The following is a 24,153-nucleotide window of genomic DNA, read 5'->3' on the forward strand; positions in this document are numbered from 1 at the left end:
GGCGGGTTCGAGCCGATGACCGGCACGGCGGGCGGCGGCGGCGTGGCCTCGGCTTCGCGCACCGGGGGCAAGGGTTTGTTCCTGGTGCACGCAGGATTTCGCGCCGGTGACTTAGGCGGCGCGGTCCAACTGATCGAAGACGGAGACGGCACGCGCATCTACACCGAGGGCGAAGTGCGTGAAGGGGCGGGCGCGGAGGTCGAGGTCACCGGTATCGAGCATACCGTGCAGTTCAAACCCGGCACGCGCGTGTTCGACACGATGCGGCTCGACCTGGCGCTGGCAGACGGGCGCGCGATCAAGCTCGATGCGCGCGCCGTGGGGCGCCCGTGGGTCTATCGCGGCGGGGGTTTCGACAGCGGATTTACCGACGGCAAAGGGCAGGGCGTGTGGCGCTCGCGCGATCTGGCGATCGAGGTCGACAGCTATGACATCTCCGATCCCGAAGCGGTGATCATGCCCGACGGCACCACCGCATTCCCCCGTCACCGCGAACAACTGGCCATGTGCACCGTCAACGGCAACGAAGGATCCGCCTATATGCCGATGTTCGTAATCGGCCCGCAGCCGCGCTTCGGCCTGCCGGACAGGGGCTGAGCAATGATCGACCAGCAATCACTCCAGGCCTATTTCAACGCGCACATGGGCGGCGACGTGACCGTTACGAAATTCAAGCGGACGTTTCCCGGCATCAGCCGCGAGACGTTCCTGGTGTGGACCGAGGAAGGCGGGGCCGAAGGCGGCTACGTGTTCCGCACCGATGCGTTGGGCGGGCCGATTTGCCCGGTGCCGCTCGAATACGAATATCGCATCATCGCCGGGCTGTTTCCTACCGCCGTGCCCGTGGCCGAGCCGCTGTGGTTCGACGCTACGCCCGCCATTACGGATGGCCGCCCGGTGATGGTGCGCCGCATGGTCGATGGCAGCAACGACATTCCCGGGCTTTATGACGAGGGCGCGGATGCTGCCGCGCGCCGCCAGCGCATTGCTTTCGAACACGCCGAGCGACTGGCCGCGCTGCACACGCTCGATCTGGCGGCGACCGGGTTCACCGATTTCGTCGAGATGCCCGCCTCTGCCGCCGGCTGCGCGCGGGACGATTTCGATCGCTGGATGCGCATCTTCGAGGACGTGCGCACCGATCCGTTCCCGCTGGTGACCGAAGCCGCGTTCTGGCTCGAGGAGCATTTGCCCACGTCAGCGCCGCGTGTCTCGCTGTGCAAGGGGAACAACGGCATGGGCGAGGAGATCTGGAAGGATGACCGCATCGTCGCGCTGTCCGACTGGGAGCTGGCGTTCGCTGGCGACCCCGCGCAGGATTGGGCGCTGTCGCAGGGCATGCTCACGCTGGGCGATGCCGAACAGACGCTGCGCCATTACGAGCAGGCCGCCGGCTTCGCGATCGATCGCGCCAGCCTGGATTTCTACCGCGTGTGGGAAGTGTGGAAGGCGGTGCCGACGCTGAACAACGGATTGCGCCCGTTCCTTTCGGGCGAAAATCCGCGCGTGCCCCGGCTCAACCTTGGGTTCGGACGGGTCAAGCTGTTCGAACAATTGCTGGGCATGATGATCGGCAAGCCGATCGACGAAGCCGCGCGCATCGTCGCGGAGTGGCGCAAGAGCCCCTACCGCCCCGAAAATGCCGCAGCCTGAGGGAGCGCCGCCAGATGATGCCCACCGCCACCCAGATGCTCGCCGCCGTGCAATTGGCGCTGCGCGAACATGTCACGCCGCAGATCGAGGACCAGTGGGCGCAAAGCGCGCTGCGCAGCGTCGACGTGATCCTCAACCACCTGCAGGCGCGCGTTCCCGCCGAAGGCCCCATGCTGCACCAGGACACCAGCGAGCTGGTGACGCTGCTGACCGGCGCACGCGAGGCGCTGGGCGGCGGCGATCCTGCGCTCGAGGCGTTTCTGGCTGAAGCGCCCGCCTTGCTCGCAGGCTATGCATCGGTCGAGGACCTGCAGGCGATCAACCACACGGGGCGCGAGGCGGTCGATGTGTTGCTGCGCGCCTGTCATGCGCAACGCGGGCAGGCGGGGGTTGATGCGGTCCACGCCGGCTTGCGCGCCTATCTGCTGCGCCATGCCGAGCGGGAGAGCGGTTTCTTTTTCCCCACGTATGTCGGGAGGCCGGTATGAACGATCCGCTGCTGGGCGAAAAACTGCGCAGCATTCTTGCAGCAATCCGCGCCGACCTTAAGCCCGAGATGCAGGGTGCTGGCGCGAAACTGCGGTGCGAGCTGGTCGAGATGCTGCTCGCGCGCCTGTCGGTCGAGGCGGACGAGGCTGCCGGGCCGCCGTCCGGCGTCGAAGGCGAGCGCGACTGGCGCATCGCCCACGAAACGAAAATCGCTGAAGTGCTCGGCCGCCCCGTTGCGCCGACCGGTTCGGCCAACGAGCTGGAGATCGCACCCGAAACGTTCACCGCCTGGTTCGCCACGCGCGATCCGTCATTGCGCGTCAACAAGGTGACCACCGTGCCCGGTGGCCGCTCGAAGGGTACGATCCTGCTCGATTGCGACGACGGTCGGCAACTGGTGATCCGGCGCGATTTTTCGGCGGCAGTGACGGGCACGTCGGTTGCCGACGAATTTCCCGTGATCCGGGCGATCCACGGGCGCGGTCTGGCGGTGCCCGAACCGCTGTGGCTCGAACCGTCGCCCGAGGCGATCGGCGGCCGGTTCATCGTGTTTGAACGGCTGGCGGGCAAGGCGATGGGCACCCTGTTTTCCAGCGACGCCACGCCGGCGTTCTGCCGCGAATTTGCTGCAGCATTGGCGCGACTCCACGCGCTGGATATCGACGACCTCGGTATCGCCGAAACGCTGACGTTCGGGCGCCAGCCGCACCCGGTTGGCGCGATCGTGGACAGCTACGAGGCGCGCTATCGCAAGGGCATGCCATCGGTGCCGCTGATCGACGCGGCATTCGTCTGGCTGCGCGAACGGCTGCCGCACATCGGCAATCAGCGACGACTGGTCCACGGTGACGCCGGACTGCACAACACGCTGGGCGACGGGGACAGGCTCACCGGGTTGCTCGACTGGGAGTTTACCCACGCCGGTGACCCGGCCGAAGACCTGGCCTATTGCCGGTTCCTGATCGCGAAAATCCTGCCGTGGGACGATTTCATGGCGGCCTATCATGCCGCCGGCGGCGCACCGATCAGCGCCGAGCGGCTGTCGTTCTTCACCGTGTGGCGCACGCTGATGCTGTCGATCCTCACCGGCTTTGCGCGCAACGCTTACGACACCGGCATCGACCGCGACCTGCGCATCGAGGCGATCGGTTGCAACACCTTTCCCAAGCAGTTGCGCGATCTTGCCGACGACCTCGCGCGCGAACGCCAAGCCCTGGAGCAACCCGCATGAGCGATCCTGAACTGAGTACCGATATCGCCGATGGCATCGCGCGCTTCACCATCAACCGTCCGCACGCGATGAACGCGATGAAGAACGGGATGTGGGAAGAACTGGGCGATCACTTGCGCCGGATCGAGGGCGATCCTTCCATTCGCGTGGTGCTGATCACCGGCGCGGGCGACAACTTTTGCGCAGGCGGCGACGTCAAGGAATTCTCGACCACGCTGGGCATGGACGATGTGGAGCGGGCCAACCACTGGAAGACCAGCGGCGACAAGGGCAACCAGCTGTTCGCACTGATCGAGCGTATCCCGCAGCCGGTGGTGGTGCGCGTGCGCGGTATGGCGGCGGGCGGCGGGCTGGCAATGGTGGCGGCGGCAGACCTCGCGATCGTTTCCGAAAAAAGCCGGTTCCTGGCCGCGCAGATCCGCGTGGGCGTGATCCCCGATTCGGCGTTGAGCTACAATCTTGTGCGCAACATCGGACCCAAGCGCGCCAAGCAGATCGCCTACCTTGGCGATATTTTCGGGCCGGAAGAAGCGCTCGATTTCGGGCTCGTCAACTGGGTCGTTCCCGACGACGAACTCGATGCGCGTACAGATGCGCTGCTCGAACGGATCGCCAAACTGCCGCAAGAAGCGCTGGGGCGCACCAAGCGCGCGATGAACCTGGCGCATCGCATCTCGATCACCGACCATCTCGCACAGGAAACGCTCGATATTGGCGCGGTAGTGGCGCACCCGGACTATGCCGCGCGGGTGACCGCGTTCATGGACCGCCAGCGCTGACGCGGGCTTTACAGCTCGACGAAGACCTCGCCGTCGCGGACCTCGATCGGGAATATCCGCAAGGGGTCCATGCAGGGCAGGCGGCAGGCCTCGCCGCTGCGGATGTCGAAAGCGCCGTCGTGCCAGCTGCAGACGACCTGACCGTCTTCGATGAAGCCGTCATCGGCCAGGCTGGCCTCGCCGTGGGTGCAGGTGTCGCTCGTTGCGAACACTTCGTCATCGACCAAATAGATGGCGAGCGGGGGCTGGCCTTCGATTTCCGCCTTGAAGATTTCGCCGTCCTCGAGATCGGACAGATCGCACGCCTTCACCAAACCCATCGGTCATTCTCTCCGGTACAGAATAATACGCCAGCGAACTATAGCGGGCGATGCGCGGCGATGCTACGATAAAGCGATGCAGCCGTCTTGGCACCAACATCCGCGCCGATGGGCGCTGGCCGCGCCGGATCGGGTGGCGGTGTGCTACCCCGCGCTCGGCATCGCGCTGACCTACGGCGAGCTCGACCGACGGGCCAACCGTTGCGCGCATATGTTGCGCGCCTACGGCCTGCAGCGCGGCGATCACTTTGCGCTGCTGGTCGAGAATGTGCCGGTGTTTCATGAGCTGGTCTGGGCCGGGCACAATGCGGGGCTGTACTACACCGCCATTTCGTGGCGGTTCCGGCCCGACGAGATCGCGTTCATCGTCGGGAACTGCGGGGCCAGGCTGGTGTTCTTCACCGCGCAACAGGCAGGGCTGGCGGCCGAATTGCGCGGGCGGTTTCCGGATGTTGCGTTTGTCGACGTGACGGACGGATCGTTCAGCGCCGGCTATCCCGACACGCCGATCGCCGATGAGAGCCGTGGATCGGACATGCTGTATTCCTCGGGATCGACCGGGCGGCCCAAGGGGATCAAGCAGGTGCTGCCGGATGCGGCCGTCGATGGCCTCTCGACGATGTTCGCGATCTACGCCGATCGCTATGGCTGGGGCGAGGACACCGTCTACCTGATGCCGTGCCCGCTGTACCATTCGGGGCCGATGCGCTTTGCGATGGCGATGCAGCATGTCGGCGCGAAGCTGGTCGTCATGGAGAAATTCGACGCGGAAGCCGCGCTCGCGCTGGTCGAGCAGCAACGCGTAACTCACGCACACTGGGTGCCGACGATGCTGGTCCGGCTGCTCAAGCTGCCTGCCGATGTTCGCGCGCGCTACGACCTGTCATCCTTGCGAGTGATCGTCCACGGTGCGGCCCCGATCGCGCCCGACGTCAAGCGCGCGTGCATCGACTGGTTCGGCCCGATCCTGGAAGAAAGCTACGGCGGGACCGAGGGTAATGGCCTGACGATGATCAGTTCGCGCGAATGGCTCGATCATCCGGGCTCGGTCGGCCGCCCGTTCCTCGGCGCGGTGCATGTGCTTGACGATGCGGGCCACGAAGTGCTCGTGGGAGAAACCGGCACGATCTGGTTCTCGGGCGGGCCTGGTTTTGCCTACCATGGCGATCCCGATCGCACCGCGCAGGCGTTCGATGCGGCAGGGCGCAGCACTCTCGGCGATCTGGGGCACGTCGATGCCGACGGCTATGTTTACCTGACCGACCGACGCAACGCGATGGCGATATCGGGCGGGGTCAACGTGTTCCCGCAGGAAGCCGAGAACCGCCTGATCTCGCACCCCGAAGTGGCCGACGCCAGCGTGTTTGGCGTGCCCGATGATGACATGGGCGAAGTGCTCCACGCGGTGGTGCAGCCGCTGTCGGACGGCGCCGATCATGAGGCGCTGGCGGTGCGGCTCGGCAGCTGGTGCCGCGACGGTCTGGCCACGATCAAGTGCCCGCGCACGTATGAATTTCGCGATTGCCTGCCGCGCCACGATACCGGCAAGATCTATGCGCGCCATCTCAAGGAAGAATGGCTTGCGCGGCGCGAACGGCATTCATAAACGCGTTTATCAATTTTCAAGGGAGAGATGGGATGGCCGGTGTCTGGTTCGACGAAATGCACGTGGGGCAAAAGTTCGAGCACCCGATCCGCAGGACGGTGACCGAAACCGACAACGTGCTGTTCACGGCGATGACGCACAATCCCGCGCTGCTGCACCTTGACGAAGAGTACATGAAGGGCACCGAATTCGGCGCGCGGATCGTCAACTCGGCGTTCACGCTGGGGCTGATGGTGGGTATTTCGGTGGGGGACACCACACTGGGCACTGCCGTCGCCAACCTCGGCTGGGACGAAGTGCGCTTTCCCAAGCCGCTGTTCCACGGCGACACCATCCATGTCACCAGCGAAGTGATCGACTTGCGCGAATCGAAGTCGCGCCCGCAGGCCGGGATCGTCACGTTCTTCCACCAGGCATTCAACCAGCACGGCGATGTCGTGGCCTCGTGCAAGCGCTCCGGGCTCCAGAAGAAAAAGCCCGTGGCATGAGCGCGGCGCTTCCGATCCGATCGATGCTGTTCATCCCGGGCGACAGCGAAAAGAAGCTGGGCAAAGTCGCCGAGTGCGGCGCCGACGCGGTGATTTTCGATCTGGAAGATGCCGTCAGCCCTGAGAACAAGCCGCTCGCGCGCAAACTGGTGCCCGAATACATGGCGCTGAAGCCGCGCGGACAACGGCCGATGCAGTACTGGGTGCGGGTCAATCCGTTCGATACGGGGATGACTCTGGAGGACCTGGCTGCGGCGGTTCCTGCCGCGCCCGACGGCATCATGCAGCCCAAGACCGACGGGCCCGACGATGTGCGCCGGCTGTCGTACTATCTCGACGCGCTGGAAGCCGCGCACGGCATCGCACCGGGCTCGATCAAGATCCTGCCCGTGGCGACCGAGACGGCGGTCGCGCCGTTCCGGCTCGGCGATTTTGCCACCGCCGGGCTGGAGCGCCTCGCTGGTCTGACGTGGGGCGCCGAAGACCTTGCCGCCGCGATCGGCGCCAGCACCAACCGCGATGCGACCGGCGACTGGGCATTCACCTATCGCATGGCGCGCTCGCTGTGCCTGCTCGCCGCGCATGCCAGCGGGGTGCAGGCGCTGGACACGCTCTACGTCGATTTTCGCGACGATGCGGGCTTGCGTGAAAGCTGCCGTGCCGCGCGCGCCGAAGGGTTCACCGGGCGTATCGCAATACATCCTGCGCAAGTCGCCGGGATCAACGCCAGCTTCATGCCCTCGGCCGACGAGATCGCGCATGCCCAACGCGTGCTCGATGCGTTCGCGGCCAGCCCCGGGGCGGGGACGGTCGGGCTCGACGGCAAGATGATCGACATCCCGCACCAGAAGCAGGCGCTGCGCGTGCTGGCGCAGGCCAAGGCGTTCGGAGCGATCTGAACTGGGAGCGCAGGGTGGCCGGACTCAAGCCACCCCGTGCAGCCTTCGCGCAAATCGCGTGATCCCGAGTTCGGGGCGCAACCGGCTTTCCAGTTCGGGCGGCAGCGCGCCGAACACGATCGTGCGCGCTTCGGCGATGGCCAGGATCTGGCCCATGATCGGGCCGCAGTTGGCCATGTGCGCCAGCATCGCCGCACCGTCGTGGTAGATGTCGAGCGCCATACAGCTGCCGTCGTCGGCGAAGAACCATTCGTAGCCGTGGGTGCCGGGGTCGGCGGCGCAAGCCTTGTCGAACGCCTGCCGGGCAAGATCGCGCAACTTGGCCGCCATGCCCTGCTTCGGGCGAAACCACGCCAGCGCGTAGATGCGGTCGTCGCCGGCGGGTGGCGTGCGGTGCGGTGTGGCTTCGGTCATCCGCCCGAACGCCAGCGGACCGGCGTACTCCACGTCGCCCAGCACATCGGCCATCCGGTCCTGCAGCATTTGCGGCACATTGCCCGCGAACGTGATCTCGAACTTGGCGATGTCGCGCAGCTTCGCCACGCGGCCGTCCATCATCTTTGAATGGTGCGCCACGGCGGCGGGATCGTCGTAGACCTCGATGACATAGGCCTCGCGCCCGTCGGCGGAGAGGAACCACTCATAGGCTTGCGTTCCGGTGAGGTCGGCCAGCGCGGCCTCGTGGCAGCCCTGCGCGCCCGCGATGAACGCATCGGTCTGCCCTTCGGCAATGGCGATCGGCACGAAGCCGTAGATCTTTTCCATCGTCGGCTCCCTAAACCGAGGTCGCGCCATCGACGGGCAGGGCGACTCCGTTGACGAAGCTGCTCTCGTCGCTCGCAAGCCACAGCACGGCCTCGCCCACTTCCTCTGGCCGCCCGGTGCGCTGCATCGGGATGCGGGCCGTGAGCATCGCCAGCTTGTCCTGCGCGGTCGCGAAACCCTGTTCGACCAGTTCGGTCATCACCAGCCCCGGACACACCGCGTTGACGCGAATGCCGCGCGCAGCGTTCTCCAGCGCCACGCACTTGGTCATGCCCAGCACGGCGTGCTTGCTGGCGTAATAGGCGCTGCACCCCGCGCTGCCGCGCAAGCTGGCGACCGACCCGCAATTGACGATCGCACCACCGCCCGAGGCGAGGATGGCGGGCACTTCGTATTTCATCGCCAGCCACGTGCCGGTGACGTTGATCGCCATCACATTCGCGAACATCGCGGGGTCGGCATCCTCGACGTAGAGGTTCACCGTGCCGGTGATCCCGGCGTTGTTGTAGGCGACGTGCAGGCCGCCGAATGCCTCGACCGTGCGCGCGACCATCGCCTTGACCGATTCGGCCTGGGTCACGTCGGCTTCGACGAAACCGGCGGTGCCGCCCGCCGCGCGGATTGCCTCGACCGCAGCCTCACCCTCGGCCCGGCGGCGCCCGGCGATCATCACTTTGGCGCCCTCGGCGGCGAACATCTGCGCCGTGGTCAGGCCGATCCCCGCGGTTCCGCCCACGACCAGCGCCACCTTGCCGGCAAACCTTTGACGCATCCTGTCCGCTCCTTTGTGGTATTTGGCTGACGATACGCATTGCAAAATAAGTTCGCAACTTTATCATACGCCAACAATCAATATTGCGAGGGACGGATGCCGGGGGATTTCAAGCACATCACGTATGACGTGGATGGCCATGTTGCGAAGCTGACGTTCAACCGTCCCGAAGTCCTCAATTCGATGGACGAGGTGATGACCGGCGAGATCGTGTCGATCATCGAGAAGCTCCGCCGTCCGGGCAATGTGCGGGTGCTGATCATCGCATCGACGGGCAAATGTTTTTCCGCCGGCGGCAACTTCGACGAGATCCACCGCCTGATCGAAAACTACGACGCGCGCATGGAGGCCTATGACAATGGCCGCCGCGTGATCCAGGGCATGGCGGAAATCGCGGTGCCCGTGGTCATCGCGCTGCAGGGCGATGCTTATGGCCTGGGCACGTCGCTGGCGCTGTCGGGCGATGTCATCATCGCCTCGCGCAACGTCCGTATCGGCGATCCGCACGTCAAGGTCGGGCTGGTCGCGGGCGACGGCGGCACGGTCGTCTGGCCCGCCGCGTTCGGCTTCCTCAAGGCCAAGTATCATTTGCTGACCGGCGATCCGATCGGGGCGGAAGAAGCCCACCGGCTCGGCGCGATCAGCGAACTGGTTGAAACGCCCGAGGAAGTTCTCCCGCGCGCCGAAGCCATCGCGGCCAAGATTGCGGGCAACGCACCCGTCGCGGTCCAGTACACCAAGCGCGCGCTCAACCACATGCAGCAGCGCGCCACGCTCAACGATTTCGAATTCGCGATGGCGCTCGAGCAGTATTCGATGGAGAGCGAGGATCTCAAGGAAGCGCTCGCCGCGATGAAGGAAAAGCGCAAGCCGGTGTTCAAGAACCGCTGATAAGATGCACCCGCGCGACTACACAGACCGGACCGACGGCCGCCCCGCGCTGGTGATGGCCGGTAGCGGCGAGACGGTGAGCTATGCCCAACTCGATGCGCGCGCCAACCGGGTGTCGCACCTGCTGCGCAAATGCGGGCTGAAAGCGGGCGACCGCATCGCGATTTGGCTGGAGAACGACCCGCGTTACCCGGAAATCGCGTGGGGTGCCTACAACGCCGGGCTGCTGTTCGTGCCGATCACCACGCGGCTGACTATCGATGAAGCCGCCTACATCGTGCGCGACAGCGGTTCGCGCATGGTGTTCGCGTCTGCCGCGCTCGATCATGCCGGTTTGGCCGCCGAGCTGGGCGACGCGGCGCAGATGCTGGTGGCGGGCGACAGTTACGAGGCGGCGGTGGCTGCGCTGCCGACATCTCCCATCACGGACGAAACGCGGGGCGCGGCGATGGTCTATTCCTCGGGCACCACCGGTCGGCCCAAGGGCATCACCCCCAACCTTGCTTCGGCTCCCGTGGGAGAGCCGGTGGGGCTGACGCAGACGCTGACCGGGCTTTACGGGTTCGACGGGAACACCACCTACCTCTCACCCGCGCCGATGTACCATACCGCGCCGCTCAAGTTCTCGATGGCGGTGCAGCAGATGGGCGGCACCGTGGTGATGATGGAGAAGTTCGATGCGGCTGCCGCGCTGCGCGCGCTCGAACGCTATAATATCACCCATTCGCAATGGGTTGCGACGATGTTCGTGCGGATGTTGCAACTGCCGGAAGCGGAGCGCGTCCTGTCCGCTCCGTCGCACAAGGTCGCGATCCATTCCGCCGCGCCATGTCCGGTGCCGGTGAAACAGGCGATGATGGCGTGGTGGGGGCCGATCCTCTACGAATACTACGGAGGATCGGAAAGCGTCGGCCAGACCGCGATTGGCCCGCACGAATGGCTCGAACGCCCCGGATCGGTCGGGCGGGCGACGCGCGGCGTGGTCCATATCGTCGACGAGAACGGCACCGAACTGCCCCCCAACACCACCGGGCTGGTCATGTTCGAAGGCTGCGGCGGATTCAGCTATCACAACGATCCCGAAAAGACCGCACGCGCCTACGACCATCGCGGCTGGGGCACGCTGGGCGATATCGGCCACCTCGATGCGGACGGCTACCTGTTCCTGACCGACCGCCGCGACTACGTGATCAACGCGGGCGGGGTGAACATCTACCCGCAGGAAGCTGAAAACCTGCTCGTCTCGCACCCCGCCGTGGCCGACGTCGCGGTGTTCGGCGTGCCCAATGCCGAATATGGCGAGGAAGTGAAGGCGGTGGTGCAGCCGCGCGATCCCGCTGCCGCCGGGCCGGACCTCGCCGCCGAACTGATCGCCTGGTGCCGTGACCGGCTGGCGCACAACAAGTGCCCGCGGACGATCGATTTCGAACCCGACATGCCGCGCGAACCCACCGGCAAGCTGCTCAAGCGGCTGCTGAAGGCGCGCTACTGGCCGACTGCGGCCTGATGGAGTCCCGCTTGACCGACGACGCACCCGAACTGCTGACCCAGATCGCCGGCGGGGTGGCGCGCATCACGTTCAACCGTCCCGCCGTGCGCAACGCGCTGACCACGGGCATGGTCCACGCGATGATCGCGTTCCTCAAAGTATGCGAGATGCGCGAGGACGTGCGCGTGATCGTGTTGTCGGGCGCGGGCGACCACTTCATGGCCGGCGGCGATGTGAAGGGCTTCGCTGAATCCTCCAGCCTGCCGCCAGCCGAGCGCCGCGCGCGGTTCGAGAGCCTTGCGCTCGACAACCTGCCGCTGTTCTCGCTGATGGAGCGGATGCCCAAGCCGATCGTCGCCAGCGTGCGCGGTGCCTGCGCGGGCGCCAGCGTGGGCTACGTCGCGGCGGCGGACTTCGTGCTGGTATCCGACACCGCGCTGTTCGTGGTGGCCAATGCGGCGCTCGGCACCAGCCCCGACGGCGCGACTACATGGCACCTGCCGCGCGTGGTCGGCTTGCGCAAGGCCAAGCAGATGTGCCTGCTGGGTGACCGGCTTTCGGCTGCCGATGCGGTCGCGGCGGGGCTGGCGAACTGGCTCCACCCCGACGCGGAACTCGATGCCGCGACCGAACAGCTGGTGCAGCGGCTCGCCAAGGGCCCGACGCGCGCGCTGGCCGAAGCCAAGGGCCTGCTCAACGCCGCGCTCGGCAACCCACTGGCAACGCAACTTGAACTGGAAGCGCGCGCTGCGGGTATCAGCGGCGCGAGCGAGGACTTCGCCGAAGGTGTCGCCGCTTTCGTGGAAAAGCGCAAACCCGTGTTCAAGGGAGCCTGACGATGGCGGGCTTGCTCGAAGGGATCCGCATCCTCGACGTCACGCGGTTCGTGGCGGGACCGGCGGCGACCGTGCTGTTCGCCGATCTGGGTGCCGACGTCATCCGCATCGAGGCACCGGGCGGTGCCGAGGATCGCACCACGCTGCCGTTCAAGGAAGGCTTCCACGGCGGGGTCGGCTTCACCCAGCTTGGGCGCAACAAGCGCGGGATCACCATCGACCTGTCGTGCGAAAAGGGCCGGGCGGTGTTCGACCGACTGCTGACCACCGCTGATGTCGTGTTCGCCAACCTGCCACCGCGCACCGCCGCCACGCTGGGGCTGGAATACGAACGGCTGAAAGCGATCAAGCCCGACATCATCTTCGTGCTAATGACCACGTTCGGCAGCACCGGCCCTTATGCCAACCGGCTGGGCTTCGATGCCATCGCCCAGGTCATGTCGGGGCTGGCGCACATTTCGGGCGAGCCCGGCAAGCCGATGAAGCAGAACTCGGCATGGGTGGACATGAGCACGGGCTTTCTTGCCGCGTTCGGCGCGCTGGCCGCGCTGCGCCACCGCGACCTGACGGGCGAGGGCCAGCAAGTAGAGACCAACCTGCTGCAGACCGCGATGACGGTGGGCAACTACTTCCTGCTCGACCAGCATTTCAACGACACCTGCCGCGCAGGCACGGGCAATCGCGCGCAGTCGGGCGGGCCGGCCGACCTGATCCAGACCAAGGATGGCTGGGTCTACATGGTCGCGCTGGGCGACGCGATGTTCCGCCGGTTCATGCGCATGATCGGGCGCGAGGAACTGCTGGCCGATCCGCGTTTCGCCAACGATGAACTGCGCGCCGAAAACGGCGAGGCGCTAAGCGAGGCGGCAACCGCGTGGGCGCGCCAGTACACCACGGCCGAGATCATGGACATTCTGGAAGCCAACCGCATCCCGGCCGGTCCGCTGCTGACCCCGCAACAGGCGCTCGACGATCCGCACGTGCGCGACCAGTTCCTGGTGGAAGTTCCGGTCGATGGCCTTTCGCGCCCGGTGCCGTACGTGAAACCGCCGGTCACGTTCAGCAAGACACCCGGCGCGATCCACCGCGGGCCGCCGCGTCCCGGGCAGGACAACGACGCGGTGCTGGGCGCGGCCGGTTACTCGCCCGACGAGATCGCCGAACTGCGCGCGCAAGGCGTGATCTGATGGCCCATTATCGCCATGTCGCCTTCTGTTCGCCATTGCCGGGTGGCGAAGCCGAACTTGAGCGCTGGTACGATGAACAGCACATTCCCGATTGCCTGAAGCTCGATGGCTTTGTCGCGGCTCAGCGTTTTCGCATCGAGGAACAGCCTGCCGGTAGCGGGGTGCCAGCGTGGAACATCATGGTGATCTACGAGATCGAAAGCGACGATATCGCCGCGACGCTCGGCCAGATCGCGAAAGTCGTGCGCACGCCAGCGATGCCGATGAACGATGCGATCGACATGACCACCACGATGCGGCTGACCGCAGCTGCTGCCAGTCCGCGCTTCACGTCCACCTCGTAACAATCCAGCAGCCCGCTCACAGTAATTGCCAATTCCCATTGGCAACGCCCCTCGCGTGACGCCATATGGCGCGCAACAAGGAGCGGACATGGCAGACGACAGCACAAGCTACGACTTCGACCTTTTCGTGATCGGCGCGGGATCTGGCGGCGTGCGCGCCGGCCGCGTTGCCGCCGCGCATGGCGCGCGGGTCGCGATTGCGGAGGAATACCGCATCGGCGGCACCTGCGTGATCCGCGGCTGCGTGCCCAAGAAGCTGCTCGTCTATGGCTCGCACTTTGCAGAAGAACTGCAGGACGCGGCCAATTACGGCTGGACGGTCGAGAAGATGAGCTTCGACTGGCCCAAGCTGCGCGACGCGGTGCTGAAGGACGTCGACCGGCTGAACGAGGCGTACACTGCCACGCTCGACAACCACAAGGTCGAGCGGTTCCTCGAACGCGCGACGATCACCGGGCCGCATTCGGTCAAGCTCGCATCGGGCAAGGAACTGACTGCCAAGGTGATCCTCGTCGCCACGGGCGCATGGCCGATCGTGCCGAAGTTCGAAGGATCGGAACACTGCATCACCTCCAACGAGGTGTTCCATCTGGAAACGCTGCCCAAGCGCGTGCTGATCGCCGGCGCGGGCTACATCGCGATGGAGTTCGCCGGCATCTTCAACGCGCTGGGCTGCCATGTCACGGTCGCCAACCGCAGCAACGTGATCCTGCGCGGTTATGACGAGAGCCTGCGCGACCGACTGCTCCAGATCACCATGGCGCGCGGCATCGAATACAAGTTCAACTGCCCGTTCCAGAAAGTGACCAAGCGCGAGGACGGCGCGTTCGACGTGCATTTCGAAGGGCAGGACCCGGTCTGCGCCGACGTGGTGATGATCGCCACCGGTCGCCGCGCCAACACCAACGGTCTCGGGCTGGAGAACGCGGGCATCGTCATCGGCGAACGCGGCGAAGTGCCGGTCGACGACACCGGCAAGACCAGCTGCGACAGCATCTATGCGGTGGGTGACGTGACCGACCGGGTGCAGCTGACGCCGGTGGCGATTCGCGAAGGTCAGGCGTTTGCCGACCGCCTGTTCGGCACCAGCGACGTCCGCATCGACTATTCGTTCATCCCCAGCGCGGTGTTCTCGCAGCCGCCGCTGGCGGGCGTCGGCCTCACCGAAGGCCAGGCGCGCAACGCCTATGGCAGCGTGAAAGTGTTTTCGTCGGACTTCCGGCCGATGAAGAACGTGTTCGGGCATCGCCCGGAACGCGGACTTTACAAGATGATCGTCGATGCCGCGACCGACAAGATCCTCGGGCTCCACATGATCGGACCCGAAGCGCCCGAGATCCTTCAGGCCGCGGCGATCGCGGTGAAGGCGGGGCTGACCAAGGCGGACTTCGACGCCACCGTGGCGCTGCACCCGTCGATGGCCGAGGAACTGGTGCTGATGCGGTAGGACCCGGTCCCGCCGTACACGGAAGCTCAAGATTGGCTTAATCGCGCGCTTAAGTTGCCATTGACGCTACGGCTCCTGCATGGCTAGGCGGTTCGTCGCCAGAGCCGTGGGGCCAGAGCCGTGGGGAGCGTCACATGTCCGCCAATATCGCCGAACTCGAAAAGCGCCGTGCCGCTGCCCACATGGGCGGCGGCCAGAAACGGATCGACGCCCAGCATGCCAAGGGCAAGCTGACCGCGCGCGAACGGCTCGATGTGCTGCTCGATGAAGGCAGCTTCGAGGAGCTCGACATGTACGTCGAGCACAACTGCGTCGATTTCGGCATGCCGGACCAGACCATCATGGGCGATGGCGTGGTCACCGGTTCGGGCACGATCAACGGCCGGCTGGTCTATGTGTTCAGCCAGGACTTCACCGTGTTCGGCGGCGCGCTGTCCGAACGGCACGCGCAGAAGATTTGCAAGATCATGGACATGGCGCTGAAAACCGGCGCACCGGTGATCGGCCTCAACGATTCGGGCGGCGCGCGCATCCAGGAAGGCGTGGCCAGCCTTGGCGGTTATGCCGAAGTGTTCCAGCGCAACGTGCTGGCGTCTGGCGTGGTGCCGCAGCTCAGCCTGATCATGGGGCCGTGCGCGGGCGGCGCGGTCTATTCGCCGGCGATGACCGACTTCATCTTCATGGTGAAGGATTCGAGTTATATGTTCGTCACCGGCCCCGACGTGGTCAAGACCGTGACCAACGAGATCGTGACGCAGGAGGAACTGGGCGGCGCGGTTACCCACACCACCAAAACCTCGGTCGCCGACCTTGCCTGCGAGAACGACATCGAGGCGCTGCTGGTGGCGCGCGATTTCTTCGACTTCCTGCCGCTGTCGAACCGCGAGGAGGTGCCCGAGCGCCCCACCGCCGACCCGTATGACCGGCAGGAGCCCAGCCTCGACACGCTGATCCCGGCCAGCGCCAATCAGCCGTACGACATGCACGAACTGATCCGCAAAACGCTGGACGAAGGCGATTTCTTCGAGATCCAACCCAAGCACGCGGGCAACATCCTGTGCGGATTCGGGCGGATCGAAGGCCGCACGGTGGGCATCGTCGCCAACCAGCCGATGGTGCTGGCGGGCGTGCTCGACATCAACTCATCGAAGAAGGCGGCGCGGTTCGTGCGCTTCTGCGATGCGTTCAACATTCCGATCGTCACGTTCGTCGACGTGCCCGGCTTCCTTCCCGGCACCGCGCAGGAACACAATGGCATCATCAAGCACGGCGCCAAGCTGCTGTTCGCCTATGCCGAGGCGACCGTGCCCAAGATCACCGTGATCACGCGCAAGGCTTATGGCGGCGCTTATGACGTGATGGCGTCCAAGCACTTGCGCGGCGATCTCAACTACGCCTGGCCCACCGCCGAAATCGCCGTGATGGGTGCCAAGGGCGCGGTCGAGATCATCTTCCGCTCGAAAGACCCCGAAGTCGTCGCGGCCAAGACGAAGGAATACGAGGACCGCTTCGCAAACCCGTTCGTGGCGGCATCTAAGGGGTTCATCGACGAGGTGATCTACCCGCACTCGACCCGCCGCCGGATTGCGCTGGGCCTGCGCAAGCTGCGGAACAAGAGCCTTGAGAACCCCTGGAAGAAGCACGACAATATTCCGTTGTAGCTATGGGGGACGCGGGTGATCCCATTGCTTCCGTTCCGGCGGCAATTGCCGTTGTCGGGGGTGCGCGCAAACATTATAATGATGTTGTAATGTGAAGGGCTCATCCGCCATGCAGACCGAACGCGTGACATTCCTGACCGACCGCGATCACAAGGCCGCGCTCGATGCGTTTGCGGCGCGAACCGGTCAGTCGGTTGGCAGTGTCGTGCGCGAAGCGACGGCGCGCTTCATTGCGCAGCCGCGCGGTGATGGCGATGATGAAGCGCAACTGGCCGCACTGGTCGAGCAGGTGAACGAAGCGATGCCCCGGATGAACGCGTCGATCGACCAGATGATCGAAACGGCCCGGGCCACGCACGAACAGGTAGACCGCACATTGCGCGCGGCAGGGATCCGCAAGTGACGGCACTGGGCGATGCACTGGCCGCGCTGAAAAGCGTCGTGCTGATGCAGGAACGGCTTGACGTGATGCGGTCCGAACAAGCGCGCATTGCCGAGGACGTGCGCGGGCTCAGCGACTATGTGCTGGCGGTCGACAAGCGCGTGGTGCGGATCGAAACGATGATCGAAATGTCCTCCAAGTCGCGCGGCAACCTGCCGCCGCAGATAGCATGAAGCTCGCGATTGCTGTTGTTGCGCTGGTGCTGGCGGCTTCACCGCTCGCCGCGCAGGATGCCGCCGACAGCTGGGAACGTGGCGCCGATCCGGTCACGCTGACCAACGGACTGCACGCGGGCGACGTCTTTGTAACCTGTTCGGAGCATTCGGGCTACGTTCGCGTGTCGGTGCCGGCATCGGCGGCGCGGCCCGTAGGCGTCTCGGTCGGCGCCGTTCGTGCGGTGAGCCGTGAGGATGCGTTCGACCAGGGCCGTGCGCGCGGCTGGTTCGAGGCGGGCGATCCGGTGTGGGCGGCGGCGCTGGCCGACGGCGGGTTGACCGTGGACGGACAGCGGATCGCCTTCACCAGCGAGCGCGACAAGCGCTATTTCGCGCTGACGATGCGGGTCTGCGCTGCCAGTTAGATCCCGGCGTACCACTGGTAGCCGACATTATCCTCCCAGTAGCCGCCCTTGCCGCCGTTGATCCCGGCGAGGCTCGCCACGGCTTCGACGCGCATCACGTACTTGGCCTGCTTGTAGCCCAGCTGGCGTTCCACGCGCAGGCGCAAGGGTGCGCCGTGGCCGACCGACAGCGGCTGGCCGTTGAGGCTGTGCGCCAGGATGGTTTGCGGGTGGAATGCATCGACCAAGTCCACGCTCTCATAATACGGCGTGCCATCGAAATCGTCGGCGCAGTGGAACACCACATAACGAGCATTGGTCGAAAGGCCCGCCGCGCGCAGCAGCAGGGCCAGCGGCACGCCGGTCCATTCGCCGATCGCGCTCCATCCTTCCACGCAATCGTGGCGGGTGGTCTGGCGGCGTTGCGGCGCACTTTTCAGCTGCGCGAGCGAGAATGACTGCGGCCGGGCGACCAGTCCATCGACCGCGAGCTTCCAGTCGGCGAAGTTGCCGCCCATCAGCGCGGCGTATTCGCTCGATCCCGGCATGGTGTTGCCGTTGGTGCGGAACACGGGGGATCGTTCGGCGCCGGTGAATTCGGGCGCCAGCGCGTTGCGGTTGCTGACCAGCCGCTGCGCGCTCATCGTCGCCTTCTCGCCCAGCGTCAGCACGCGCTTGACCGTGGGGGACGCGACGATCTTGTCGCAGCCGGCCAGCAGCAGCCCGGTGCCGCCAACCAGCGCATTGCGGCGCGTGATGATGGTCATCGCCCGATCTCCTTCGACGGCTTGTCGCGGGGCAGGCGGTACCAGCCGGTCACCATCGAGCGCAGTTCGTTGATCGGCCCGGCGAGCACGACCATGATCAGGTGGACCGCAATGAATCCGGCAATCGCGGCGGCGCAGATGAAATGGATCGACCGCGCCGATTGCCGCCCGCCGAACAGATCGAGCAACCACGGCCACGCCGCGTCCATGCCCGGCGACATCGTCAGCCCGGTCAGCACCACGCCCGGGATCAGCAGGAAGATCACCACGACATAGCTGATCTTCTGTAGCGGGTTGTAGTGGCGCGCCGCTTCGCCCGTGGGGAAGCGCAGCCGCGCGTGCGCCTTGATATCGGCCCACAAGTGCGATGGCCGCAGCTCGTCCAGTGTCGGCGCCAGATCGCGCAAGTGCCGCGAGATCAGCGCCCAGGCCACGAACAGCAGCCCCGGCACCACCAGCAGCCACGCAAAGAAGAAATGCCACTGCCGCGCCGACGCGAGGTCATACCCGCTGGGGATCGTGACCAGCGGCGGAAAGGCGCGCGCCGCGCCTTGGGCATAGCCCAGCAGGCCCGTGGTCGGGAACTCGGTGCTGCCCAGCCGGATGAACCCCGCGGTGGCGTGGTGGCCGATCACCAGCCACGGATGATCAAGGTTCGCCCCGAACTTGCCCCAGTAGAGCATGGGATGCGCGTTGAAGATCATCATGCCGCTCATCAGCATGCAGAAGATCGCCAGCGCATTGGTCCAGTGCCACAGCCGGATCGGCAGGCGCGTGCGATAGATCAGCGTGGGAGCCGGGGTGGTGGCAACCACCGGGGCGGCGGGCGATTCGGTTTGGTCGGTCACGCGGCGCAGGATGACATGGGTTGGCGATGGGGGCCAGCGATGTTGCCATGTGATTGATCACTTCCAACCCCGCTCGTGTCGAGCGTAGTCGAGACACGTCGCGCTACTGGTGAACAAAAACGCGACATCCCTCGACTTCGCTCGGGATGAGCGGATCAAACTGCGTCCGTCAGTGCTGGTTGGCCGCGTGAAGCCAGTCGGCGTGGCGAGGCGCCTTCTTGGTCAGGCTCCATTCGTCGAGCATCGGCTGCGCCACCCGCTTGAGTTCGGCGTACTGTTGGGGCGTGCCGATGTCGCAGGCCAGTTCGATGCGGTGGCCGTTGGGATCGAAGAAGTAGATCGACTGGAACACGCCGTGGTGCGTCGGGCCCAGCACGTCGATGTCCTGCGCCACGATGTGCGCCTTGGCGGCGGTCAGCGCGTCCAGCGTGGGCACGCGGAACGCCAGGTGCTGCACCCACGCCGGCGTCGCCTCGTCGCGGCCCATCGCGGGCTGGTTGGGCAGTTCGAAGAAGGCGATGACGTTGCCATTCCCCGCGTCGAGGAACACATGCATGTACGGATCGAACTCGCCGGTCGAGGGCACATGGTCCTCGGCAAAGGCGGTGGTGTAATCCATGCCCAGCACACGCTGGTACCATTCGACCGTCTCGGCTGCATCCTTGCAGCGATAGGCAGCGTGGTGGATTCCGCCCAGCTTCACCGGATGGCCGGTCACGCTGCCGGCTCCGCCACCGGGCCATCGACGGTCAGCGTGCCGCGCCGGATCTGGTCGGCCTCCATCGATTTGAACAGCGCGGTGAAATTGCCCTCGCCAAAGCCTTCGTCCTTCTTGCGCTGGATGAATTCGAAGAACACCGGGCCGATCATCGTCTGCGAGAAGATCTGCAGCAGCAGGCGCGGATCGCCTTCGTCGGTCGATCCGTCGAGCAGGATGCCACGCCGTTGCAGTTCGGGCACGGGTTCGCCATGGCCGGGCAGGCGCTCCTCCAGCATCTCGTAATAGGTCTGCGGCGGGGCAGGGGCAAACGGGGCACCGGTCTCCGCGAGGCGGTCCCACGTGTCGAGCAGGTCGTCGCACGAGAACGCGATATGCTGGATGCCCTCGCCGTTGTAGGCGCGCAAGTACTCCTCGATCTGCCCTCCGCCCTTCTGGCCTTCCTCGTTGAGGGGGATGCGGATCTTGCCATCGGGCGCGGTCATCGCGCGGCTGGTGAGGCCGGTGTATTCGCCCTTGATGTCGAAGTAGCGGATCTCGCGGAAGTTGAAGATGCGCTCGTAGAACGCGGCCCAGTGCGCCATGCGCCCGCCGTAGAGGTTGTGAGTCAGGTGATCGATGATCTTGAGGCCCGCGCCCACCGGATGGCGATCGACGCCCGGCTCCCACGCGAAGTCGATGTCGTAGATCGACAACTCGCCGGCGCCGGTATCGTAGCGGTCGATCAGGTAGATGATCGATCCGCCGATGCCGCGGATCGCGGGCAGGCGCAGTTCCATCGGGCCGGTGCGCACCTCGACCGGCTCGGCGCCGCGTTCCAGCGCGCGATCATAGGCCAGGCGGGCGTCGCGCACGCGAAAGCCCATGCCGCACGCGGACGGACCGTGTTCGGCGGCGAACCACGCGGCGGGGCTTTTCGGTTCGTAGTTGGCGATCAGGTTGATGCCGCCCTGGCGCCACAACTGCACGTCCTTGGATCGGTGGCGCGCCACCAGCGTGAAGCCCGATGCGGCGAACACCGGCTCGAGCACGCCTTTGGTCGGCGCGCAGAATTCCACGAAATCGAACCCGTCGAGGCCGATCGGATTGTCGAACAGGTCTGCCATCGTCACGCTCTCCCGAATTGGTTTCCAATGTAACCAAAAAGTGTGACGCGGTCAATGCTGCCGTCAGGTTACCGCGCGGCGTGCGTGGTGGTCCGGCGTGTCCCAGCGCCGGTTGGTCATGATGTCGTCGAGGATGGCCACGGCAGCGTCGATATCGCCGAATCGCAGGGTCAGCGGGGTCAGTCCGAAGCGCAGCACATCGGGATCGCGAAAGTCACCGATGACGCCGTGCGCCGCCAGCGCGCGCATGATCGGGTAGCCTTGCGGATGCGCGTAGGAGATCTGGCTGCCGCGCCGTGCCGCAGCGACAGGCGACGCCAGCGAAAAGCCGTGGCGCTGGCACAGCGGCTCCATCGCCTGCTGGAACCGCGCGCCAAGCTGCAGCGATTTGGTGCGGGCAAGGCTGAGATCCGCCTCTAGCCACATGTCGACCCCCACTTCGAGCGCGGCGAGCCCGAGGATCGGTGGCGTGCCGACAAGGAAGCGGGTGATCCCGGTGGCCGCGGCGTAGTCGTCGCGAAAGGCGAACGGTGCCGCGTGGCCGAACCAGCCCGACAGCGCCGGCATGACGCGATCCTGATGGCGCGCGGCGCAGAACAGGAAGCCGGGCGCGCCGGGGCCGCCGTTTAGGAACTTGTACCCGCAGCCGACCGCCAGATCGGCGTTGCATCCGTTGAGATCGACCGGAAACGCGCCCGCGCTGTGGCTCAGATCCCAGATCACCAGCGCGCCCGCCGCCTGGGCCTGCGCCGTGATCCGCACCATGTCGCGCATCGCGCCGGTCTTGTAATGGACTTGCGTCAGCAGCAGCACCGCGACATCGGGAGTGAGCGCCCGTGCGATCGCATCGGCCGCCACGGTGCGGACCTGCGCACCCGGACACAGCGCCGCGATGCCCTGCATCATGTAGAGGTCGGTCGGGAAGTTGCCCGCTTCGGTCAGCATTACGCGGCGCGCCGGGTTGAGCGCAAGCGCGGCGGTGAGGGCCTTGAACACGTTGATCGAGGTGGAATCGCACGCCACCACTTCGCCCGGATCGGCGCCGATCAGCCGCGCGATCTTGTCGCCGATGCGCTGCGGGGCCTGCACCCAGCCGGCGTCGTTCCAGCTGCCGATCAGCCCGTCGCCCCATTCGTGGCGCATCACCTGCTCGATCCGGCCCGGCGTGTCGCGCGGCAAGGCGCCCAGCGAGTTGCCGTCGAGGTAGATCACGCCCTCGGGCAGCAGGAACCGCTCGCGGAAAGGCGCCAGCGGGTCGGCGCGGTCGAGGTCTGCCGCTGTCACGGCAAGGTGCGCAGGATGGCGCGGACGGGGGAGGAGTCGCCGCCTTCGATCGGCAGGGGCAGCGCGATCAGTTCGTAGGCGCCGGGCGTGACTTGGTCGAGCACCAGCCCTTCGAGGATCGCCATGCCGTGCCGGCGCACCGCGTGGTGCGCGTCGAGCGTCTTCGACTGCTCGGGATCGAGCGAGGCCGCATCGGTGCCGACGAGCACGACGCCTTGCGCGCCCAGCTGGTCGATCACTTCGGCGGCGATCGCAGTGAACGCGCTGTCCCAGCGATCATGCGGAAACGCATCATAGGTGCGGAACAGAACGCGCGTGGCACCGGCGATGGCGGGCCAGTCGATGACGGAGGCGGACAGTACCGGCCCGCAGCCCCGCGCATCGACCACCGCGCAGGCGCCGATGTATGGCGTCAGATCGCAAGTCGCGCTGTCCTGCCCAGCCGGATCGTAGTGCAGCGGTGCATCGGCATGGGTGCCGGCGTGCGTCGATAGCGTCAGCCGCGCGGTGTTGACCGGGCAGTCTGGGCCAATCGCGGCGCACCCGTCGATGGCGAACCCCGGCTCGCCGGGCCAGCCGGGCAGTGCCGGGCGCAGGCGTTGGGTAATGTCGAGCAGCGTCACGCGGCCAGCGCCTCCAGCTGGCGCCGGGTCCAGCGGCGGTGGCTGGCGCCTTCGCGGCACGCACGGGCAGGGCGGCCCAGCGCAAGCCCCGCCGCCTTCAGGATAAACCCCAGCTTGCGCGCGCTGGACACCACCGTCCGGTGATCCCACGCATGCGCGCCGCGCCGCTCCACATCGTGCGCGATCTCGCCATAGATCGCCGCGGCCGACAGCACCGCCCAGCGCTGGCGGAAGGTCAGGCGGCCCGCGCCGATCCGCGCCGAACATTCGTGCGCATGCGCCATGTGGCACATCCGCGCGACCAGCGGGACCAGCGCGGCCCGGTAGTGTGGCTTCATCTGTTCGCCGGGTGGAATATCGGCCTCTACCAGCCAATCGAGCGGCAGGTAGCAGCGGTCGGCCGCGTCATCTTCCTCCAGATCGCGCGCGATGTTCGCCAGCTGGAACGCCAGCCCGAGATCGCAGGCCTGGTCGAGCGTTTCGGCATCGCCGGGCGGCACGCCCATGACCACCGCCATCATCACGCCCACCGCGCCTGCGACATGCCAGCAATAGCGCATCAGGTCGGCCTCGGTGCGCGGCTGCCAGTCTGCTGCGTCGAGCGCGAAGCCGGCGATCACTGCCTCGGCCATGGCAGAGGTCAACCCGGTCTCGCGCGCGACCACGCCCAGCGCGTCGAACGCGGAATCGCCGGTTTCATCGCCCGTCAGCGCGCGTGCGGTCAGGTCGCGGATCGTGGCGAGGCGGTCGGCGGCGCCGCGCTGGTCGCCCAGCCTGCCGCCAAGGTCCTGCGCATCCGCCAGATCGTCGCACCGCCGGCACCATGCATACAGCAGCCAGACGCGCTCGCGCGTGCGGAAATCGAACAGGCGGCTGGCGGCGGCAAAGCTTTTCGATCCGCGTTCGATCGTCTGCCGGGCATGGGAGACGAGTTCGGCCCTATCCATGG

28 protein-coding genes are annotated in these 24,153 nt (G+C 66.2%); 18 read left to right on the forward strand and 10 right to left on the reverse strand.

Annotation, left to right across the window (positions count from 1 at the left end; genetic code table 11):
* From NL2_RS21450 to NL2_RS16290, 5 genes are all read left to right on the forward strand, one after another.
* Positions 1 to 597, forward strand: a 597-nt coding sequence (locus tag NL2_RS21450; protein ID WP_218006121.1) for a hypothetical protein, incomplete at its 5' end; no start/stop codon positions are given.
* 3 nt (positions 598 to 600) lie between these two features.
* Positions 601 to 1,653 (forward strand): phosphotransferase family protein, encoded by a 1,053-nt coding sequence (locus NL2_RS16275; RefSeq protein ID WP_068076754.1) that lies wholly within the window; start codon positions 601 to 603, stop codon positions 1,651 to 1,653.
* Between the two features lie 14 nt (positions 1,654 to 1,667).
* Positions 1,668 to 2,141 carry a hypothetical protein gene (locus NL2_RS16280; RefSeq protein WP_068076755.1) on the forward strand — a complete coding sequence of 158 codons (474 nt, stop codon included), beginning with the start codon at positions 1,668 to 1,670 and terminating at the stop codon, positions 2,139 to 2,141.
* A complete protein-coding gene (locus NL2_RS16285; protein ID WP_068076756.1) occupies positions 2,138 to 3,373 on the forward strand; it encodes a phosphotransferase family protein in 1,236 nt (411 codons plus the stop codon). Before NL2_RS16280 ends, NL2_RS16285 begins: the two co-directional genes overlap by 4 nt.
* Positions 3,370 to 4,152: an enoyl-CoA hydratase/isomerase family protein gene (locus NL2_RS16290; protein ID WP_068076757.1), complete on the forward strand. Its 783-nt coding sequence runs from the start codon at positions 3,370 to 3,372 to the stop codon at positions 4,150 to 4,152. The genes NL2_RS16285 and NL2_RS16290 overlap by 4 nt, the downstream gene beginning before the upstream one ends.
* Positions 4,153 to 4,160: 8 nt before the next feature.
* Here NL2_RS16290 and NL2_RS16295 read toward each other — a convergent pair whose 3' ends face one another.
* Complete coding sequence (locus NL2_RS16295) at positions 4,161 to 4,472, reverse strand: non-heme iron oxygenase ferredoxin subunit (RefSeq protein WP_068076758.1); 312 nt, start codon at positions 4,470 to 4,472, stop codon at positions 4,161 to 4,163.
* Between the two features lie 76 nt (positions 4,473 to 4,548).
* Between NL2_RS16295 and NL2_RS16300 the strand changes: the two genes are divergently transcribed.
* From NL2_RS16300 to NL2_RS16310, 3 genes are read left to right on the forward strand one after another with little or no spacing between them, the layout of a single operon-like run.
* Positions 4,549 to 6,078: an AMP-binding protein gene (locus NL2_RS16300; protein WP_068076759.1), complete on the forward strand. Its 1,530-nt coding sequence runs from the start codon at positions 4,549 to 4,551 to the stop codon at positions 6,076 to 6,078.
* Between the two features lie 32 nt (positions 6,079 to 6,110).
* The gene (locus NL2_RS16305; RefSeq protein ID WP_068076760.1) at positions 6,111 to 6,566 is read left to right on the forward strand and encodes a MaoC family dehydratase; all 456 of its coding nucleotides are present in this window, start codon (positions 6,111 to 6,113) and stop codon (positions 6,564 to 6,566) included.
* Entirely contained in the window at positions 6,563 to 7,465 is a 903-nt protein-coding gene (locus tag NL2_RS16310; RefSeq protein WP_068076761.1) for an HpcH/HpaI aldolase/citrate lyase family protein, read from the forward strand. Before NL2_RS16305 ends, NL2_RS16310 begins: the two co-directional genes overlap by 4 nt.
* Positions 7,466 to 7,489: 24 nt before the next feature.
* Here NL2_RS16310 and NL2_RS16315 read toward each other — a convergent pair whose 3' ends face one another.
* Complete coding sequence (locus tag NL2_RS16315; RefSeq protein ID WP_068076762.1) at positions 7,490 to 8,230, reverse strand: antibiotic biosynthesis monooxygenase; 741 nt, start codon at positions 8,228 to 8,230, stop codon at positions 7,490 to 7,492.
* Positions 8,231 to 8,240: 10 nt separating this feature from the next.
* Entirely contained in the window at positions 8,241 to 9,002 is a 762-nt protein-coding gene (locus tag NL2_RS16320; protein ID WP_068076763.1) for an SDR family NAD(P)-dependent oxidoreductase, read from the reverse strand.
* A 96-nt stretch (positions 9,003 to 9,098) separates the two neighbouring features.
* Here NL2_RS16320 and NL2_RS16325 point away from each other — a divergent pair, with 96 nt between their 5' ends.
* From NL2_RS16325 to NL2_RS16370, 10 genes are all read left to right on the forward strand, one after another.
* Positions 9,099 to 9,893 (forward strand): enoyl-CoA hydratase/isomerase family protein, encoded by a 795-nt coding sequence (locus NL2_RS16325; RefSeq protein WP_068076764.1) that lies wholly within the window; start codon positions 9,099 to 9,101, stop codon positions 9,891 to 9,893.
* A gap of 4 nt (positions 9,894 to 9,897) precedes the next feature.
* The gene (locus tag NL2_RS16330; protein ID WP_068076765.1) at positions 9,898 to 11,400 is read left to right on the forward strand and encodes an acyl-CoA synthetase; all 1,503 of its coding nucleotides are present in this window, start codon (positions 9,898 to 9,900) and stop codon (positions 11,398 to 11,400) included.
* Between the two features lie 11 nt (positions 11,401 to 11,411).
* Positions 11,412 to 12,218, forward strand: a complete 807-nt coding sequence (locus tag NL2_RS16335; RefSeq protein WP_068076766.1) for an enoyl-CoA hydratase/isomerase family protein — start codon at positions 11,412 to 11,414, stop codon at positions 12,216 to 12,218.
* Between the two features lie 2 nt (positions 12,219 to 12,220).
* Entirely contained in the window at positions 12,221 to 13,405 is a 1,185-nt protein-coding gene (locus tag NL2_RS16340; RefSeq protein WP_068076767.1) for a CaiB/BaiF CoA transferase family protein, read from the forward strand.
* Entirely contained in the window at positions 13,405 to 13,749 is a 345-nt protein-coding gene (locus tag NL2_RS16345; RefSeq protein ID WP_068076768.1) for a DUF4286 family protein, read from the forward strand. Before NL2_RS16340 ends, NL2_RS16345 begins: the two co-directional genes overlap by 1 nt.
* 88 nt (positions 13,750 to 13,837) lie before the next feature.
* Positions 13,838 to 15,196 (forward strand): glutathione-disulfide reductase, encoded by a 1,359-nt coding sequence (gorA, locus tag NL2_RS16350; RefSeq protein ID WP_068076769.1) that lies wholly within the window; start codon positions 13,838 to 13,840, stop codon positions 15,194 to 15,196.
* Between the two features lie 134 nt (positions 15,197 to 15,330).
* Positions 15,331 to 16,857: an acyl-CoA carboxylase subunit beta gene (locus NL2_RS16355; protein ID WP_068076770.1), complete on the forward strand. Its 1,527-nt coding sequence runs from the start codon at positions 15,331 to 15,333 to the stop codon at positions 16,855 to 16,857.
* 109 nt (positions 16,858 to 16,966) lie between these two features.
* The gene (locus NL2_RS16360) at positions 16,967 to 17,260 is read left to right on the forward strand and encodes a hypothetical protein (RefSeq protein ID WP_068076771.1); all 294 of its coding nucleotides are present in this window, start codon (positions 16,967 to 16,969) and stop codon (positions 17,258 to 17,260) included.
* Entirely contained in the window at positions 17,257 to 17,472 is a 216-nt protein-coding gene (locus NL2_RS16365; protein ID WP_068076772.1) for a hypothetical protein, read from the forward strand. Before NL2_RS16360 ends, NL2_RS16365 begins: the two co-directional genes overlap by 4 nt.
* Positions 17,469 to 17,879, forward strand: coding sequence for a hypothetical protein (locus tag NL2_RS16370; RefSeq protein WP_068076773.1), 411 nt, complete (start codon positions 17,469 to 17,471; stop codon positions 17,877 to 17,879). Before NL2_RS16365 ends, NL2_RS16370 begins: the two co-directional genes overlap by 4 nt.
* On the opposite strand, the gene NL2_RS16375 is transcribed toward NL2_RS16370, so the two are convergent.
* The 7 genes from NL2_RS16375 to NL2_RS21665 form a co-directional block, all read right to left on the reverse strand.
* Positions 17,876 to 18,625: a molybdopterin-dependent oxidoreductase gene (locus NL2_RS16375; protein WP_068076774.1), complete on the reverse strand. Its 750-nt coding sequence runs from the start codon at positions 18,623 to 18,625 to the stop codon at positions 17,876 to 17,878. The genes NL2_RS16370 and NL2_RS16375 overlap by 4 nt on opposite strands.
* Entirely contained in the window at positions 18,622 to 19,473 is an 852-nt protein-coding gene (locus tag NL2_RS16380) for a cytochrome b/b6 domain-containing protein (protein ID WP_245647725.1), read from the reverse strand. Before NL2_RS16380 ends, NL2_RS16375 begins: the two co-directional genes overlap by 4 nt.
* A 169-nt stretch (positions 19,474 to 19,642) precedes the next feature.
* Complete coding sequence (locus NL2_RS16385; RefSeq protein ID WP_068076775.1) at positions 19,643 to 20,191, reverse strand: VOC family protein; 549 nt, start codon at positions 20,189 to 20,191, stop codon at positions 19,643 to 19,645.
* Positions 20,188 to 21,297: a 4-hydroxyphenylpyruvate dioxygenase gene (gene hppD, locus NL2_RS16390; RefSeq protein ID WP_068076776.1), complete on the reverse strand. Its 1,110-nt coding sequence runs from the start codon at positions 21,295 to 21,297 to the stop codon at positions 20,188 to 20,190. Before hppD ends, NL2_RS16385 begins: the two co-directional genes overlap by 4 nt.
* Before the next feature lie 63 nt (positions 21,298 to 21,360).
* Positions 21,361 to 22,581, reverse strand: a complete 1,221-nt coding sequence (gene kynU / locus NL2_RS16395; protein WP_068076777.1) for a kynureninase — start codon at positions 22,579 to 22,581, stop codon at positions 21,361 to 21,363.
* A complete protein-coding gene (kynB, locus tag NL2_RS16400; RefSeq protein WP_068076778.1) occupies positions 22,578 to 23,204 on the reverse strand; it encodes an arylformamidase in 627 nt (208 codons plus the stop codon). The genes kynU and kynB overlap by 4 nt, the downstream gene beginning before the upstream one ends.
* Positions 23,201 to 24,151: a phytoene/squalene synthase family protein gene (locus NL2_RS21665; protein ID WP_068076779.1), complete on the reverse strand. Its 951-nt coding sequence runs from the start codon at positions 24,149 to 24,151 to the stop codon at positions 23,201 to 23,203. Before NL2_RS21665 ends, kynB begins: the two co-directional genes overlap by 4 nt.
* Between the last annotated feature and the right edge of the window lie 2 nt (positions 24,152 to 24,153).

It is taken from the genome of Novosphingobium lentum NBRC 107847 (assembly GCF_001590965.1).
Classification (GTDB): domain Bacteria; phylum Pseudomonadota; class Alphaproteobacteria; order Sphingomonadales; family Sphingomonadaceae; genus Novosphingobium; species Novosphingobium lentum.

Excerpts from the sequence above, each read along its gene's own strand:
- NL2_RS16275 (WP_068076754.1), top strand. The coding sequence starts at position 601 with ATGATCGACCAGCAATCACTCCAGGCCTATTTCAACGCGCACATGGGC.
- NL2_RS16280 (WP_068076755.1), top strand. The coding sequence starts at position 1,668 with ATGATGCCCACCGCCACCCAGATGCTCGCCGCCGTGCAATTGGCGCTG.
- NL2_RS16285 (WP_068076756.1), top strand. The coding sequence starts at position 2,138 with ATGAACGATCCGCTGCTGGGCGAAAAACTGCGCAGCATTCTTGCAGCA.
- NL2_RS16290 (WP_068076757.1), top strand. The coding sequence starts at position 3,370 with ATGAGCGATCCTGAACTGAGTACCGATATCGCCGATGGCATCGCGCGC.
- NL2_RS16295 (WP_068076758.1), bottom strand. The coding sequence starts at position 4,472 with ATGGGTTTGGTGAAGGCGTGCGATCTGTCCGATCTCGAGGACGGCGAA.
- NL2_RS16300 (WP_068076759.1), top strand. The coding sequence starts at position 4,549 with ATGCAGCCGTCTTGGCACCAACATCCGCGCCGATGGGCGCTGGCCGCG.
- NL2_RS16305 (WP_068076760.1), top strand. The coding sequence starts at position 6,111 with ATGGCCGGTGTCTGGTTCGACGAAATGCACGTGGGGCAAAAGTTCGAG.
- NL2_RS16310 (WP_068076761.1), top strand. The coding sequence starts at position 6,563 with ATGAGCGCGGCGCTTCCGATCCGATCGATGCTGTTCATCCCGGGCGAC.
- NL2_RS16315 (WP_068076762.1), bottom strand. The coding sequence starts at position 8,230 with ATGGAAAAGATCTACGGCTTCGTGCCGATCGCCATTGCCGAAGGGCAG.
- NL2_RS16320 (WP_068076763.1), bottom strand. The coding sequence starts at position 9,002 with ATGCGTCAAAGGTTTGCCGGCAAGGTGGCGCTGGTCGTGGGCGGAACC.
- NL2_RS16325 (WP_068076764.1), top strand. The coding sequence starts at position 9,099 with ATGCCGGGGGATTTCAAGCACATCACGTATGACGTGGATGGCCATGTT.
- NL2_RS16330 (WP_068076765.1), top strand. The coding sequence starts at position 9,898 with ATGCACCCGCGCGACTACACAGACCGGACCGACGGCCGCCCCGCGCTG.
- NL2_RS16340 (WP_068076767.1), top strand. The coding sequence starts at position 12,221 with ATGGCGGGCTTGCTCGAAGGGATCCGCATCCTCGACGTCACGCGGTTC.
- NL2_RS16345 (WP_068076768.1), top strand. The coding sequence starts at position 13,405 with ATGGCCCATTATCGCCATGTCGCCTTCTGTTCGCCATTGCCGGGTGGC.
- gorA (WP_068076769.1), top strand. The coding sequence starts at position 13,838 with ATGGCAGACGACAGCACAAGCTACGACTTCGACCTTTTCGTGATCGGC.
- NL2_RS16355 (WP_068076770.1), top strand. The coding sequence starts at position 15,331 with ATGTCCGCCAATATCGCCGAACTCGAAAAGCGCCGTGCCGCTGCCCAC.
- NL2_RS16360 (WP_068076771.1), top strand. The coding sequence starts at position 16,967 with ATGCAGACCGAACGCGTGACATTCCTGACCGACCGCGATCACAAGGCC.
- NL2_RS16370 (WP_068076773.1), top strand. The coding sequence starts at position 17,469 with ATGAAGCTCGCGATTGCTGTTGTTGCGCTGGTGCTGGCGGCTTCACCG.
- NL2_RS16375 (WP_068076774.1), bottom strand. The coding sequence starts at position 18,625 with ATGACCATCATCACGCGCCGCAATGCGCTGGTTGGCGGCACCGGGCTG.
- hppD (WP_068076776.1), bottom strand. The coding sequence starts at position 21,297 with ATGGCAGACCTGTTCGACAATCCGATCGGCCTCGACGGGTTCGATTTC.
- NL2_RS21665 (WP_068076779.1), bottom strand. The coding sequence starts at position 24,151 with ATGGATAGGGCCGAACTCGTCTCCCATGCCCGGCAGACGATCGAACGC.